Raw genomic sequence first — 13,336 nt, forward strand, 5'->3', positions numbered from 1 at the left:
GGCGTGTCGTCCCCCGGCGGGGCGGCCAAGTCTCCGACCACCTTGTCAAAACGGATACCCGATATGACCCGATTCCTGCTGCCAGGCGTGCTGGCAATGGCCGCCACCGTCGTGGCGTCGAATATCCTGGTGCAGTTCCTGCTGGGCGACTGGCTCACCTGGGGCGCGCTGACTTATCCCGTCGCCTTCCTGGTCACCGACGTGATGAATCGCGTCTATGGCCCCGAGGCCGCGCGCCGCGTGGTCTGGGCCGGTTTCGCCGTGGGCGTGGCCTGTTCGCTGATCGGCACGCAGGTGATGCTTCACGGCGACGGCTACGACTATCCCGCCGTCACGCTGCGCATCGCGCTGGGCTCGGGGCTGGCGTTCCTGGCGGCGCAGATGAGCGATGTGGCGATCTTCGACCGGCTGCGCGCGCGCGGTCCCTGGTGGCGGGCGCCGCTGGCCTCGACGCTGGTCGGCTCGTCGCTGGACACGGTGATCTTCTTTTCCATCGCCTTTTCGGCGCTGGCGAACCCGCTGGAACCCGCCAACGTGCCCACCTGGGCGCAAGAGACCCTGCCCATGCTGGGCCTCGGCCCGGCGGTGCCGTTGTGGGTGTCTCTGGGCTTTGCCGACTGGATGGTCAAACTGGCGCTGGCGCTGATCGCTTTGGCGCCGTTCCGCGTCATTGTCCGGAAACTGACCCAACAGGTCGCCTGAAAGCCTTTGACAAATACAATATCTGTGCCACCATCGCCCTACGGTTCAATCCAGCGAAAGGAGGTGGTCCAGTGTCGAGAGTGATATTGGAGAGAGGTGTCGGGACAGTCAGGGGGGACGTGAGCTGACGGCAGCCCTTGGCTGCGTAACCCTGCTGATTGGGCCCTGGATCTAACCGGCCCCATCTCCTGAAGCTCGTGAGGGCCGCTCGATTGCCGGGCGGCCCTTTCGATTGCATAAGATGCCCATCATGCTGCATGTGACCGACGACATCGCCATTCAGGACTGGGAACTTACGGAAAGCTTCAACCGGGCTTCGGGGCCGGGCGGGCAGAACGTGAACAAGGTGTCCACCGCCGTCGAACTCAGGTTCGAAGCCGAGCGGTCGCCGGCGCTGGCCCCGGCGGCGAAGGCCCGGCTCAAGCGGTTGGCGGGGCGTCGCTGGACGCTGGACGGCGCGCTGGTGCTGCGCGTCGAGGACACCCGCAGCCAGGCGCGCAACCGCGAGATCGCGCGCGAGCGCCTGGTCGAGCTGATCCGCCAGGCGCTGGTCGCACCGCGTCGCAGGATTGCCACGAAACCCACGTATGGCAGCAAAATCCGCCGCATGGACACGAAAACGCGCCGTGGAACGGTCAAATCCCTGCGCGGGCGTGTTGACGACGACTCCAACTAGGCCCACCTTGTGACAAAGACCCCTGACAACGAGCGGTCCCGCGAAACGGCCGCCCCCGAACGCGAGCAGTCCCGCATGAAGCAATCCGCCGTGGCGGCCTTCAGGAATTTCGTCGAGCCGGTGTTCCGCCGGCCCGAATTCGTGCAGACCGCCGCGCTGTGCCTGCGCGACAGCCGCAAGGGGCCCGAGGTGCTGCTGGTGTCCAGCCTGACCTCGAAACGCTGGATCCTGCCCAAGGGCTGGCCGATGGAGGGGCGCACCCTGGCCCAGGCCGCCCTGCAAGAGGCCTGGGAAGAGGCCGGCGTGACCGGCGTGGTCGAAACCGCGCCGATGGGGCATTTCTCGTATCAGAAGGTCGTCAAGAACGGCATCCCCGTGGCCTGCCGATGCGAGGTGTTCCGCGTCGCCGTCACCGGCGAGGCGCAGGATTTCCCCGAAATGGGCCGCCGAAAGCGCCGCTGGGTCTCGCCCGAGGACGCCGCCCGGGCGGTCGAGGAACCTGAGTTGAAGAAACTGCTCAAGAGCCTTTGATCCTTCCGCATTGTGGTCGCGGGGCGAATCCGTTAGGTGGCGTGTAACCGTTTTGTGACAGCTACGGAGCCCGCGATGTCCTCGCCTGCCGATCCGAACGCCAAGGCCATCAAGACCCTCGACAAGGACCTCAAGCGGATCGGTCTGCTGGAACAGGCGACCGCCTTTACCGCCCGCCCGCTGGTCGGTCCGGGGATTGCGCTGGTGTTCATGGCGCTGGCCGGGCTGGGCGCGGCGACGGTCATGGGCGCTGGCACGGGCACCTGGGTGGTGGTCATGGCGGCGGTGATCGGTGCCTACATGGCGCTGAACATCGGCGCGAACGATGTCGCCAACAACATGGGACCGGCGGTCGGCGCGAATGCCGTGACGCTGGGCGGCGCGCTGCTGATCGCCGCCATCTGCGAGACCGCCGGCGCGCTGCTGGCGGGCGGCGATGTGGTGAGCACCGTCTCGCGCGGGATCGTGGCGCCGGAATCGGTGGCCGAACCACAGATTTTCGTCTGGGCGATGATGGCCGCGCTGTTGGCCGGCGCGCTCTGGATTCACCTGGCGACGGCGATGGGCGCACCGGTTTCGACCACCCATTCGATCGTCGGCGGGGTGATGGGCGCGGGTGTCGCCGCCGCCGGTTTTTCCGCTGTGAACTGGGGCGTGATGGGCAAGATCGCCGCAAGCTGGGTGATCTCGCCGATCCTGGGGGGCGCCATCGCCGCGCTGTTTCTGGCGGTCATCAACAACCGCATCATCTACCGCGAGGACAAGCTGGCGGCCGCGCGCACCTGGGTGCCGGTGCTGATCGGCATCATGGGCGGCGTCTTTGCCACCTATATGGCGATGAAGGGGCTGAAGGCCCTGGTGCACCTGTCGCTGGGCCAGTCGCTGCTGGTGGGGATCGCCGTCGCGGTGCCGCTGACGGTGCTGATGCGTCCGGTGATCGCGCGACAGTCGCGCGGGCTGGAAAACCGCGTGAAATCGCTGAAATCGCTGTTCTCGATCCCGCTGGTCCTGTCAGCGGCGCTGCTCAGCTTTGCCCATGGGGCGAATGACGTGGCGAACGCGGTCGGGCCGCTGGCGGCGATCGTCCACGCGGTGCAGGAGGGGGCCTCGGGCGACCGCGTGCAGATCCCCTATTGGGTGATGATCACCGGCGCGCTGGGGCTCAGCGTGGGGCTGATGCTGTTCGGACCCAAGCTCATCAACATCGTGGGGTCGGAAATCACCCGCCTGAACGCGATGCGCGCCTGGTGCGTGGCGCTGGCGGCGGCGGTCGTGGTGATCGTCGCCTCATGGCTGGGGCTGCCGGTGTCCTCGACGCATATTGCCATCGGCGGCATCTTTGGCGTGGGCTTCTACCGCGAGTGGTATCACGAGAAGATCCTCAAGGAGAACCGCGACCTCTCGGCCCTGCCGATCGAGGAACGCACCCGGCGCAAGGTCGTGCGGCGCTCGCATCTGATGACGATCCTGGCGGCGTGGCTCATCACCGTGCCCGCCACGGCGGCACTGTCGGCGGGGCTGTTCTGGTCGGCGACGGTGCTGGCGGGCTTTCGCTGATCGGGGCGCGCGGGCCCGTCGCCACCGACGGTCGCCACCAACCCCGGCCGGGGGGCCTCAGGCGCCCAGATGCCGCGTGCCGCGCGCTTCGGCCAGGGCGACCTGACGTTGCCTTTCGCGGAATCGCTGCCGGCGGGCGTCGTCGAATTCCGTGACGCACCGGGGACAGCTTACCCCGTCCTCAAAGGCCGGGTGGGCGCGGTCCTGGTCGGTGATCGGGCGGCGGCAGGCGTGGCACATCGCGTGCCCGGTGGGCGCCAGCCCATGCCCCACCGCGACGCGCTGGTCAAAGACGAAGCAGCCGCCGCGCCACAGGCTGTCGGCTTCCGGCACGTCCTCGAGGTATTGCAAGATCCCGCCCTTGAGGTGATAGACCGCCTCCACCCCTTGCCCCAGCAACCAGTTCGTCGATTTCTCGCAGCGAATGCCGCCCGTGCAGAACATCGCGATGCGCTTGTTGTGGAAGCGGTGCTTGTTCGCTTCCCACCAGGCAGGGAATTCGCCGAAGGATCGCGTGCCGGGGTCCACGGCGCCCTCGAAACTGCCGATCGCCACCTCATAGTCGTTGCGGGTGTCGATCACCGCGACATCGGGGGCGGTGATGAGCGCGTTCCAGTCGCGCGGCTCCACATAATGGCCGACGCGGGCGCGGGGGTCCACGTCGGGCTGGCCCATGGTGACGATCTCGCGCTTCAGCCGCACCTTCATGCGGCCAAAGGGCATCGTTTCGGCCGGGGCCTCTTTCCACGACAGATCCGCGCAACCCGGCAGCGCGCGGACATGGGCCAGAACCGCGTCGATCCCGGCGCGCGGCCCGGCGATCGTGCCGTTGATCCCCTCGGCGGCCAACAGCAGCGACCCCTTGACCCCCTGCGCCGCGCAAAGCCGTGCCAGCGGCGTTTTCAGCGCGGCCGGGTCGGGAAAACGGGTGAAATGATAGAGCGCGGCGACGATCAGCATGGGCGGCTTTTGCGCCTTTGACGCGGCCACGGCAATGCGTATTTGCACCCACGCGACGCCCGCGACGCTTGACTCGGTGGCGATCCGGGCCTAGGTGCTGCCTGAATTCCCCCGGAAGCCCGTGCTTCCGGTCCCATCGCTTTTGCGGGGATCGCCATCCGTCAGCGCGTTGCGCCCACGGGTGCAAATCCCCGTGGTTCCGAAGTCTGTCCCGAAAGGACTGCCATGTTCGAGAATCTGTCCGAGCGCCTGGGTGGCGTCTTTGACCGCCTGACCAAGGCGGGCGCGCTCAGCGCCGACGACGTGACCGCCGCCCTGCGCGAGGTGCGCGTGGCGCTGCTCGAGGCCGACGTTTCGCTGCCCGTCGCGCGCGATTTCATCAAGCGGGTGCAGGGCAAGGCGACGGGCGCCGCCGTCACCAAGTCGATCACGCCCGGCCAGCAGGTGGTCAAGATCGTCCATGACGAACTGATCGCCACCCTGCGCGGCGACGAGGACCCAGGCCGGCTGAAGATCGACAACCCGCCCGCGCCGGTGCTGATGGTGGGTCTGCAAGGCTCGGGCAAGACGACCACCACCGCCAAGCTGGCGCGCCGCCTGAAAGAGCGCGAGGGCAAGCGCGTGCTGATGGCCTCGCTGGACACCAACCGCCCGGCGGCGATGGAACAGCTTGCCATTCTGGGCGGGCAGATCGGTGTCGATACGCTGCCCATCGTCAAGGGCGAGAACGCCGTCGCCATCGCCCGTCGCGCCAAGTCGCAGGCGACGCTGGGCGGCTATGACGTCTACCTGCTGGACACCGCCGGCCGTCTGCACATCGACGAGGTGCTGATGGACGAGGTGCAGGCGGTGCGCGACGCCGTCAGCCCGCGTGAGACGCTGCTGGTGGTCGACGGTCTGACGGGTCAGGACGCGGTCAACGTCGCCACCGAATTCGAGGGCAAGGTCGGCATCACCGGCGTCGTGCTGACGCGGATGGATGGCGACGGACGCGGTGGTGCGGCCCTGTCGATGCGCGCCGTCACCGGCAAGCCGATCCGGTTCGTGGGTCTGGGCGAAAAGACCGACGCGCTGGAAACCTTCGAGGCCGAGCGCGTCGCGGGCCGCATCCTGGGCATGGGCGACATCGTCGCGCTGGTCGAGCGCGCGCAGCAGACGCTCGAGGCCGAGCAGGCCGAGCGGATGATGAAGCGGTTCCAGAAGGGTCAGTTCAACATGAACGACCTGAAGGCGCAGCTGGAGCAGATGCTCAAGATGGGCGGGATGCAGTCGGTCATGGGCATGATGCCCGGCATGGGCAAACTGTCCAAACAGGCCGAGGCCGCCGGGTTCGACGACACCATGCTGAAGCGCCAGATCGCGCTCATCAACTCGATGACCAAGGGCGAGCGCGCCCGCCCCGACATCTTGCAGGCCAGCCGCAAGAAGCGGATCGCGGCGGGGGCCGGTCTCGATGTGGCCGAGTTGAACAAGCTTCTGAAGATGCAGCGCCAGATGGCGGATGTGATGAAGAAGATGGGCAAGGGCGGGATGCTGAAACAGGCGATGAAGTCGATGTTCGGCAAGAACCCCGACATGGCCGATATCCAGAAGCAGATGGCCGACCCCGAGGCGATGAAGGCCGCGCAGATGGCGATGGGCCGGGGCGGCGGTCTGCCGGGTCTGGGCGGCGGCATGCCGGGCGGGTTGTCGGGCCTGGGTCTGGGCAAGAAACGCTGATCCGATGACTGCGCTGGCCGAAACCTTTGCTGCTGCGACTCCGGTGCTGGAAACCCCGCGCCTGATCCTGCGCGCGCCCCGGCTGGCGGATTTCGACGGGTTCGCGGCCTATCAGGCCAGCGACCGCGCGCGCTTCACCGGCGGCCCCGTGGATCGCAACCTGGCCTGGCGCGGCTTTGGCCATGTCGTCGGCCATTGGGTGCTGCGCGGCTACGGCGTCTTCGTGCTGCAAGAGCGCGAGACCGGGCGCGCCCTGGGCACCGCCGGCCCCTGGTTCCCCGAGGGCTGGCCCGAGCCCGAAATCGCCTGGACCCTGTGGGCGCCCGAGGCCGAGGGCCGGGGCTATGCCGTCGAAGCCGCGCTGGCGACCCGGGCCTTTGCCTATGAGACGCTGGGCTGGGCGACCGCGATCAGCATGATCCTGGACGGCAACGACCGGTCGGCGGCGCTGGCCCTGCGGTTGGGCTGCCGGCGCGAAAGCGGCTTTCACCATGCGCAATTCGGTGCGACCTCGATCTGGCGGCACCCGGCGCCCGATGCGCAGGGCGCCGGCATGGAGGCCTATGCATGAGACCCCGTTCCGATGACACCCCGGAGGCCCCGATGACCAACGATTCCGAACGCGCCGCCAATCTGCTGCGCGAGCACCGCGAGTCGATCGACCGGCTGGACGCGATCCTGGTCTACACCCTGGCCGAACGCTTCAAGCACACGCAGGCGGTAGGCCGGCTGAAGGCCACGCACGCGCTGCCGCCCTCGGACCCCTCGCGCGAGGCGCGGCAGATCGAGCGGCTGGAATGGTTGGCCAAAGAGGCCGACCTGGACCCCGAATTCGCCAAGAAATTCCTGACCTTCATCATCTCGGAGGTGATCCGTCACCACGAGAGGTTGCAGAAATGACCCGACTTGGTGCCCCCACAGGGCGCCGCAACAGCCATCCATAGGAGAAACATCATGGCTACCAAAATCCGTCTCGCGCGCGGCGGCTCGAAAAAGCGCCCGTTCTACGCCATCGTCGTGTCCGACAGCCGGATGCCGCGCGACGGCCGCTTCCTGGAAAAGATCGGCACCTACAACCCGCTTCTGCCGAAAGACAGCGAAGACCGCGTGAAGATGGACATGGAGCGCGTGCAGGCGTGGCTCGACAAGGGCGCGCAGCCGACCGACCGCGTCGTGCGCTTCCTGGAAGCCGCCGGTATCCGCGCCAAGACCGAGCGCAGCAACCCCAAGAAAGCCGTTCCCGGCAAAAAGGCTCAGGCCCGCGCGAAAGAGCGCGCCGACAAGGCCGCCGCGGCCGAGTGATCGCCGCGAGGTGACATCACCGCGAGGTGACGGGGAAGGGGGGCGCACGCGCCCCCCTCTGCCCCTGCGGGGCATTCACCCCCCGTGCGTATTTGGGACAAGATGAAAGGGGCGGCCGTGATCGGTGAGGGGGCGTTCAGCGCCGACTTCCGGGCGGAACTGGCCGAACTGCTGCGCTGGCGGCGCGATGTGCGGCACTTCCGGCGCGATCCGGTGGACGAGGCCGTTCTGGCGCGCTGTCTCGATGCGTTCCGGCTGGCGCCGTCGGTCGGGCTGTCGGAGCCCTGGCGGCTGATCCGCGTGCATAGCGAGGGCGCGCGCGCCGCCGTTCAGGCCAATTTCGAAACCGCGAACGCCGCGGCGCTGACCGGCTATGACGGCGCGCGCGCCGAACTCTATGCCGGGCTGAAGCTGTCGGGGATGCGCGAGGCGCCAGTGCATCTGGCGGTGTTCTGCGACGACAGCGCGCCCAAGGGGCAGGGTCTGGGCGCGCGCACCATGCCCGAGATGCGGCGCTATTCCGTTGCCGGCGCGGTCATGCAATTGTGGCTGTTGCTCAGGGCCGAGGGGCTGGGCATGGGCTGGGTCTCGATCCTCGATCCGGATCGCCTGGCGCGGGACCTCGGGATTGACGACGGCTGGCGGTTGGTCGCCTATCTGTGCATCGGCTGGCCCGAGGCGCAGGAGAACACGCCCGAACTGGAGCGCATGGGCTGGGAGCGCCGTGCGACGCATGTCCGGGTCGAGACACGATAGGGGCGAGGCGATGAAGGACAGGGTCTGCGTTGGAGCGATTGCCGGGGCGTTCGGCGTCCGGGGCGAGGTGCGGCTGAAAAGCTTCTGCGCCCAGCCCGAGGCGATCGCCGCCTATGCCCCGCTCTACACCGAGGACGGCACGCGCAGTTTCACCGTGCGGCTGGGCAACGCCATTCCCAACGGGATGTCGGCGCGGTTGGGGGGGGTCTCGACCCGCGAAGAGGCCGAGGCGCTGCGCGGCGTGCGCCTGTTTGCCGATCGCGATCGCCTGCCGGCGCTGCCCGACGACGAATTCTACCACGCCGATCTGATCGGCCTGACGGTGCTGGACACCGGCGGCACGGTGATCGGGCGGGTGAGTTCGGTGCAGAACCATGGGGCCGGTGACCTGCTGGAAATCCAGCGCAAGGGCAAAGGCAACGCGTTCATCCCCTTCACCGTGGCGATGGTGCCGACGGTTGATATCGCCGCCGGCCGGATCATCGCCGACCCGCCCGAGGGGCTGTTCGAATGACCGACGAGACCCCGGCGCCGAAACGCTCGCATGGGCGCGTGTCGATCAGCCTGAGCGGTCAGCCGCGCGACCTGATGGGCGGACCGCCGCGAGTCAAGGGCGCCTGGACGGCCAGGATCGTGACCCTGTTCCCGGGCGCCTTTCCAGGGGTGCTGAGCGAATCGCTGACCGGCAAGGCGATGGACCTGGGTCTATGGGCGCTGGAGACGATCGACCTGCGCCCCTTTGGCGAGGGCAGGCATCGCAACGTGGACGACACGCCGGCGGGGGGCGGCGCCGGGATGGTGCTGCGCGCGGACGTGGTGGCGCGGGCGCTGCGCGCGGCCGACGCGGGCACGCCCGGGCGCGCCCGCTGGCCGGTGGTCTATCTGTCGCCGCGCGGGCGGCGGTTCGATCAGGCGATGGCCCGGCGCTGGGCGACCTGCGACGGGATCACCCTGCTGTGCGGTCGGTTCGAAGGGGTGGACGAGCGCGTGCTCGAAGCCTTTGGCGTCGAGGAGGTCAGCTTGGGCGATTTCGTTCTGACCGGCGGCGAGATCGCCGCGCAGGCCATGATCGACGCGACGGTGCGGCTGCTGCCCGGGGTGCTGGGCAATGCCGCCTCGACCGAGGAGGAAAGCCACTCGGCCGGTCTTCTCGAGCATCCGCAATACACCCGTCCCGCGGTCTGGGAAGGGCGTGAGATCCCGGCGGTGCTGCTGTCGGGCAACCACGCCGAGATTGCGAAGTGGCGCCGGGCCGAGGCCGAGCGCCTGACCCGCGAGCGCCGCCCCGATCTGTGGGCGCGGCACGAAACGGGCCGGGATTGACCAGCCCGGCAAGGCGCCGGGCCGGAACTCACCGTGCGGTCGGGTCAGAACCGATAGGCGGCGCGCAGTTCGATCGCGGTCGTGGTGGCCACCATCGGCACGGTCGAATCCTGCAACCGGCGATAGGCCACGTCGACCCCCAGCATCAGGCGTTCGGTCGCCATGTAGTCGATGCCGAGACCGGCGGTCCAGCCCGAGGGGGTGAAGGCTGCGCCCGACAAGGTCGTGCGCGAACCGCCGACAAAGCCGTAGAGCAGCGCGCGGCCCATGGCATACCCGCCGCGCAGGCGCAGGTCGATCGTGGTGCCGGTATAGGCGTTCGGCACGCCTGTCGGCAGGTTGACCGTGCCACGCAGCACCCCGACTTCGGCACCGATGACCCAGTTCGAGGGCAGTTGATGGTTATAGCCGGCAAACAGACCGAAGGCCGTGCTGTTCAGGTTGGAATAGGGCGCGCCGCCGACCGTGACATTGCCCGAGGCCGCGGCGATCTGCCCGCCGGCGTAAAAGCCGCTCCAACTGAGCGCGGGCGCGGGTGCGGCGACCATGACCGGCGGGGTGGGGGCGGGGGTCGCATAGCCGCTGGCCAGTGCCGATGTGGCCATCGCCGAGGTCACGAGCCCGCACAGGGCCAGGGGGATACCGAACGATTTCATGCGCGTGTCTCCTGTTCGTGTCGCGTGGGCGCCTGGGTCAGACGTCCCCGACAGGGTAGCGGACAGGGTCCGGAAGGTTAGGCGCCAAATTTGGCTGCAAAGGGAACGGCCCCGGCCCGGGTTCGCGCCCGGGCGCGCGCCCCGGTTCGGGTCAGCGCAGGCCGACCAGGAACAGCCAGAGGGTGCCGAAGATCAGCGGCTGGTGGATCAGGTAGATCGCCAGCGAATGGCGCCCGGGCCAGGCCAGTCCGCGCAGCCAGCGCGGCGCGGGCAGGGCGCGGTGCAGGCCCAGCCTGGCGGCCGCCATGCCCAACAGGAAGGGTGCGAACCAGGGAAACACCGGTTCCAGATCCATGCTGAGGGGTTGCACGGCTGCGAAACCGATCCAGGCCAGCCAGCGCGGGTTCATCGCCTCGGCCGGCCAGAGATAGGGCGCGATCCAGATCGCGGCGGCGGCGGGCACGATCAGCCAGGCCGACGCGCGCAGAAAGGCCAGGCCCAGCACCCGGCTGACGGCGATGGAATGCAGGATGCCGAAAAAGACGAACATCCAGGGCATGGCGGCAAAGGTGGCGACGGTGACGGCCAGCGCCCCGGCGGCGATCTGCCCGGTGCCGATCAGGAACGGCCGCCAGCGGATGCCCTGGCCATGCGCCAGCACCAGACTGACACCGGCCAGAAAGACGAAACTGCCCGCGATCAGGCGCGCAAAGATCATCCAGGGCAGGCTCTGAATGGTGCCTTGCGCGACCAGACCGAACATTTCCAGGTCCAGCGTGGTGTGGAAGATCACCATGCCGATCAGCGCCACGCCCCGGGCGATATCGACCCCGGGCAGGCGACCGGTAGCCGGGGGCGGGGCGGGCAGGCGTGAATCGGGGGCGCTGGACATGCGCGCGAGATTAGGCGCAGGCCGCGCGAAAGGCGAGGGGGCGGGTGGGCCGCCGCGCCGGGTGTCGCGGGGCCTGTCGGTTGCGTCTTGACCCGTCGCGCGGTGCCGCCTATACCCCGCGCGTCCGGGGGCGGAATCGCCCACCGGGCCGTTTTCGTTTGGGCCCCGTCTTCTCCGGCGGATCGCGGCCCGGGCGATGGGCCAGAAACGACGACCGCATCTTTGGCGGGCTGCCCCGGGCGACCGGCGCGGGACCCGAGGGAAGACCAGAGCTCTGGGCCGGCACAGACCTGCGCGGGAAAACCGCGCGCATGGATAGGAGAGATCAGATGAACCTGATCGAACAACTCGAGGCCGAGCAGATCGCCGCTCTCGGCAAGGACATTCCCGATTTCAAGCCGGGCGACACCGTGCGCGTCGGCTACAAGGTGACCGAAGGCACGCGCTCGCGCGTTCAGGCGTTCGAAGGCGTCTGCATCAGCCGTCGCGGCGGTTCCGGCATCGCCGCCTCGTTCACCGTGCGCAAGATCTCGTTCGGCGAAGGCGTCGAGCGGATGTTCCCGCTGTATTCGACCAACATCGATTCGATCACGGTCGTGCGTCGTGGCCGCGTGCGCCGCGCCAAGCTCTATTACCTGCGTGACCGCCGCGGCAAGTCGGCGCGGATCGCGGAAAAGACCAACTACCGCGCCCTCGGCGGCAAAGCAGAGTAAGGAGCAGGATCATGAGAGACGCGATCCATCCCGAATACCACATGATCAACGTCAAGCTGGTCGATGGCACCATCGTGCAGATGAAATCGACCTGGGGCAAGGAAGGCGATACGATGTCGCTGGACATCGACCCCTCGGTGCACCCGGCCTGGACCGGCGGGTCCTCGCGCCTGATGGACACCGGCGGCCGTGTGTCGAAGTTCAAGAACAAATACGCCGGCCTGGGTTTCTGACCCGTCCCGTCGTGACGCCGAACCGGAACGCCGCTACACCCGTAGCGGCGTTCTGCATTCGAGGCTCCGCGCATGATTCTGGACATCGTGATCGTGCTGACTGTCGCCGCTGCCAGCGCGGTGGTGTGGCGCCCCTCCTTGCGCAAATGGCCGGTGTGGCGGGCGATGGTGACGCCGCTCGCGTCGATTATCGGTTCGGGGTTTCTGGTTCTGGGTCCGTTGCTGAACGACGCCTACGGGGTTTGGGCCCCGGTGGCGATGGCGGCGCTATGCGCCGCGGCCTGGGGATTCGGTGCCGCGATCCGCGACAACATCGCCACCATCGGTGACAACCTGGACGCCGGCGAAGGGGTGTGGGCCGAGGGGTTGGCCTCGGCCTTGCTGGGCTTTGCCTACATGATATCGGTCGCGTATTACCTGAACCTGTTCGGGGCCTTTGCGCTGTCACTGACCCCCTGGTCCGACCCGTTGAGCGCCCGCATCCTGACCAGCGCGGTCTATCTGCTGATCCTGGGCGTCGGCCTGACCAAGGGGTTCCGGATGCTCGAAACGATGGAATATGCCTCGGTCGCGCTGAAGCTGGCGATCATCGCCGGGCTTTTGGTGGCGCTGGCGGTGTATTTCACGGGCCTGGCGGCCCAGGGCCAGTTGGTCACCGCCCCGGCCCGGGTGACCGGTTGGGCGGCGCTGACGCTGGGGTTCGGTATGATCGTGACCGTGCAGGGGTTCGAAACCTCGCGCTATCTGGGGCACGCCTATGACGCGCCGACGCGCATCCGTTCGATGCGGATGGCGCAGGGGCTCTCGACGGCGATCTACCTGGTCTATATCGGGCTGATCGCCTTCACCTTTGCGCCGGACCCGGCGCATCTGACCGAAACCGCAATCGTGGGCATGATGGGGCAGGTTTCGCCGATCCTGCCGCTGTTCCTGGTGGCGGCGGCGCTGGCGGCGCAATTTTCGGCTGCGGTCGCGGATACCTCGGGCTCGGGCGGGCTGATCGCGGAAATCAGCCGCGACCGGATGACGCCGCGGCAGGCTTATGCGGTGACCGTCGGGGTCGGCCTGGCGATCACCTGGGCGGCGGATGTGTTCCAGATCATCGCCTATGCCTCGCGCGCGTTCGCCGCCTATTACGCGGTGCAGGCGGCCATGGCGGCGGCGCGGGTCTGGCCCCGGCGCCCGGCGCGGGCGGCGGTGCACGCGGCGCTGGCGGTGCTGGCGCTGGCGGTGGTGATCTTTGGAGCCCCGGTCGAGTAGGGCGCATCGGCGCTTCCATCGGCCGCGCGGTCAGCCTATTGTCCCGGCCACGCAAA

At 68.3% G+C, this 13,336-nt stretch carries 17 protein-coding genes; 14 read left to right on the forward strand and 3 right to left on the reverse strand.

From position 1 onward, the window contains the following. Positions 1 to 63 precede the first annotated feature (63 nt). The 4 genes from H6900_06685 to H6900_06700 all read left to right on the forward strand — a co-directional run bounded on the left by H6900_06685 (position 64) and on the right by H6900_06700 (position 3,466). The gene (locus H6900_06685) at positions 64 to 702 is read left to right on the forward strand and encodes a queuosine precursor transporter (protein ID MCC0072961.1); all 639 of its coding nucleotides are present in this window, start codon (positions 64 to 66) and stop codon (positions 700 to 702) included. 250 nt (positions 703 to 952) lie between these two features. Then, a complete protein-coding gene (gene arfB / locus H6900_06690; protein ID MCC0072962.1) occupies positions 953 to 1,378 on the forward strand; it encodes an aminoacyl-tRNA hydrolase in 426 nt (141 codons plus the stop codon). A 75-nt stretch (positions 1,379 to 1,453) separates the two neighbouring features. Continuing rightward, complete coding sequence (locus tag H6900_06695; GenBank protein ID MCC0072963.1) at positions 1,454 to 1,909, forward strand: NUDIX hydrolase; 456 nt, start codon at positions 1,454 to 1,456, stop codon at positions 1,907 to 1,909. A gap of 75 nt (positions 1,910 to 1,984) precedes the next feature. Continuing rightward, positions 1,985 to 3,466, forward strand: a complete 1,482-nt coding sequence (locus tag H6900_06700; protein MCC0072964.1) for an inorganic phosphate transporter — start codon at positions 1,985 to 1,987, stop codon at positions 3,464 to 3,466. Between the two features lie 57 nt (positions 3,467 to 3,523). On the opposite strand, the gene H6900_06705 is transcribed toward H6900_06700, so the two are convergent. After that, positions 3,524 to 4,426, reverse strand: a complete 903-nt coding sequence (locus H6900_06705) for a rhodanese-related sulfurtransferase (GenBank protein MCC0072965.1) — start codon at positions 4,424 to 4,426, stop codon at positions 3,524 to 3,526. Between the two features lie 225 nt (positions 4,427 to 4,651). On the opposite strand from H6900_06705, the gene ffh reads away from it, so the two are divergent. The 7 genes from ffh (at position 4,652) to trmD (ending at position 9,526) form a co-directional block, all read left to right on the forward strand. Then, a complete protein-coding gene (gene ffh / locus H6900_06710; GenBank protein MCC0072966.1) occupies positions 4,652 to 6,145 on the forward strand; it encodes a signal recognition particle protein in 1,494 nt (497 codons plus the stop codon). A gap of 4 nt (positions 6,146 to 6,149) precedes the next feature. Beyond that, a complete protein-coding gene (locus H6900_06715) occupies positions 6,150 to 6,716 on the forward strand; it encodes a GNAT family N-acetyltransferase (protein MCC0072967.1) in 567 nt (188 codons plus the stop codon). 32 nt (positions 6,717 to 6,748) lie between these two features. Continuing rightward, positions 6,749 to 7,045, forward strand: coding sequence for a chorismate mutase (locus H6900_06720; GenBank protein MCC0072968.1), 297 nt, complete (start codon positions 6,749 to 6,751; stop codon positions 7,043 to 7,045). A 54-nt stretch (positions 7,046 to 7,099) separates the two neighbouring features. After that, positions 7,100 to 7,447 (forward strand): 30S ribosomal protein S16, encoded by a 348-nt coding sequence (gene rpsP, locus H6900_06725; protein MCC0072969.1) that lies wholly within the window; start codon positions 7,100 to 7,102, stop codon positions 7,445 to 7,447. 102 nt (positions 7,448 to 7,549) lie between these two features. Further along, complete coding sequence (gene bluB, locus H6900_06730) at positions 7,550 to 8,203, forward strand: 5,6-dimethylbenzimidazole synthase (GenBank protein ID MCC0072970.1); 654 nt, start codon at positions 7,550 to 7,552, stop codon at positions 8,201 to 8,203. A gap of 10 nt (positions 8,204 to 8,213) precedes the next feature. Then, a complete protein-coding gene (rimM, locus tag H6900_06735) occupies positions 8,214 to 8,717 on the forward strand; it encodes a 16S rRNA processing protein RimM (GenBank protein ID MCC0072971.1) in 504 nt (167 codons plus the stop codon). Beyond that, the gene (gene trmD, locus H6900_06740; GenBank protein ID MCC0072972.1) at positions 8,714 to 9,526 is read left to right on the forward strand and encodes a tRNA (guanosine(37)-N1)-methyltransferase TrmD; all 813 of its coding nucleotides are present in this window, start codon (positions 8,714 to 8,716) and stop codon (positions 9,524 to 9,526) included. Before rimM ends, trmD begins: the two co-directional genes overlap by 4 nt. Positions 9,527 to 9,570: 44 nt before the next feature. Here the strand turns inward: trmD and H6900_06745 are convergent, their stop codons facing one another. Together H6900_06745 and H6900_06750 are read right to left on the reverse strand one after the other, a co-directional pair. After that, positions 9,571 to 10,182, reverse strand: coding sequence for a porin family protein (locus H6900_06745; protein MCC0072973.1), 612 nt, complete (start codon positions 10,180 to 10,182; stop codon positions 9,571 to 9,573). 151 nt (positions 10,183 to 10,333) lie between these two features. After that, positions 10,334 to 11,074 carry a DUF1624 domain-containing protein gene (locus H6900_06750; protein ID MCC0072974.1) on the reverse strand — a complete coding sequence of 247 codons (741 nt, stop codon included), beginning with the start codon at positions 11,072 to 11,074 and terminating at the stop codon, positions 10,334 to 10,336. A 329-nt stretch (positions 11,075 to 11,403) separates the two neighbouring features. Here H6900_06750 and rplS point away from each other — a divergent pair, with 329 nt between their 5' ends. The 3 genes from rplS to H6900_06765 all read left to right on the forward strand — a co-directional run bounded on the left by rplS (position 11,404) and on the right by H6900_06765 (position 13,280). Beyond that, on the forward strand, positions 11,404 to 11,787 hold the full coding sequence (rplS, locus tag H6900_06755) for a 50S ribosomal protein L19 (protein MCC0072975.1): 384 nt from the start codon (positions 11,404 to 11,406) through the stop codon (positions 11,785 to 11,787). 11 nt (positions 11,788 to 11,798) lie between these two features. Further along, the gene (gene rpmE / locus H6900_06760; protein ID MCC0072976.1) at positions 11,799 to 12,020 is read left to right on the forward strand and encodes a 50S ribosomal protein L31; all 222 of its coding nucleotides are present in this window, start codon (positions 11,799 to 11,801) and stop codon (positions 12,018 to 12,020) included. A gap of 72 nt (positions 12,021 to 12,092) precedes the next feature. After that, positions 12,093 to 13,280: a hypothetical protein gene (locus H6900_06765; protein MCC0072977.1), complete on the forward strand. Its 1,188-nt coding sequence runs from the start codon at positions 12,093 to 12,095 to the stop codon at positions 13,278 to 13,280. The last annotated feature ends 56 nt before the right edge of the window (positions 13,281 to 13,336 follow it).

Origin of the sequence: Rhodobacter sp., assembly GCA_020637515.1 — a bacterium.
Lineage (GTDB): Bacteria > Pseudomonadota > Alphaproteobacteria > Rhodobacterales > Rhodobacteraceae > Pararhodobacter.